1 protein-coding gene is annotated in these 1,172 nt (G+C 40.9%); it reads right to left on the reverse strand.

Going from position 1 to position 1,172, the window contains the following annotated elements:
* Positions 1 to 1,003 (reverse strand): ISAs1 family transposase (locus AB4138_RS23875; protein ID WP_372130195.1); only part of this gene is annotated, 1,003 nt, incomplete at its 3' end.
* Positions 1,004 to 1,172 lie beyond the last annotated feature (169 nt).

Genomic DNA, 1,172 nt, shown 5'->3' on the forward strand with positions numbered 1-1,172 from the left:
TTATAACTGCTAAATTCTCACCGGCTTGCTCTCGACGTATCCGACATTCATCTTCTTTAAAACCAACGTCTAATCGCCAGTGCATCTGATTTTCAATGCTCCAATGTGCTCGCGTGCTCTCTAGTAAAGCTTTAGCCGTTAGTTTTGCTGAGCTTATGTAGTGCTTGATTTGCATTGTTTCTGCTGGCTTATCACCTTCTTGACGAATTGAAACGACCATACCAATTGTGGAGAGTTCAGCCCAATCAAACGCTATATAGCCTAAGAAATCTGTATTGTGAACAACCATACTCAAACGCGTTTCTGTACGACCATGCCCTTTCTCTTGAGTGACGTATTTATCACCTTCAAAACTATTAATCATACTAGAATTAAACACTTGGCTAATCGCTTGCTCCAATCGTTTTTGATTACCTTTTACCGCTAAGAGATAATCTGCATCTTGAGCGACTATCTTTTCAGCTATATCCTTCTGGCATCCCATAGCATCAATAGTCACTAAACAACCTCGCAAGGAAAGCATTTCAAGCAGTTCAGGGATCGCTTTTATTTCATTGCTTTTATCCGCAGTCTTCACTTGTCCTAGTACAACTTGGTTTGCTGCACTAAAGGCACTAACCATATGGATTGCACCACAACGCTTGTCTTTGTTGTATGTGCCTCTGAGAGTTTTGCCGTCGATAGCAATCACTTCACCCTCTGTCGTCTCATGACAGTCTTTCATCCACGCAGTAAAGCATCGTTGCAGTTGCTTGGCGGAAATAAGATTGATAACTCGGGCAATGGTATCGTGTACTGGTATGCCTTGTTTGAAATCACCATACTGCCTAAGCCATTCCAAGTTATCTTCACCAAAATCTTCAATATCCTCCCAACCTTCAGCACCAGCAATCACTGCTGCAATTGTTAAGAAGATAATGTCGGTTAGCGTGTGCTCTATTTTCCAAGCTTGGCGAGGATCTCGAATAACTGAAATATGGTCCAAAAGGCTTAATCCATTCATTATGGCTAAATATCTGCTGTTAAAAAACAGTATATGATCACACCTAAATCTGATCATCAAATCGATCTTGAATGTATTGAATTTGTTGTGACTTCAGTGTACAAATTAGTGGAAACATCACTTCACGCTACCCCTTATTCCATATGGGTTTTTCATGATCTTGCCCTGG

This window comes from Vibrio sp. 10N.286.52.C3 (genome assembly GCF_041468865.1).
GTDB lineage: Bacteria > Pseudomonadota > Gammaproteobacteria > Enterobacterales > Vibrionaceae > Vibrio > Vibrio crassostreae_C.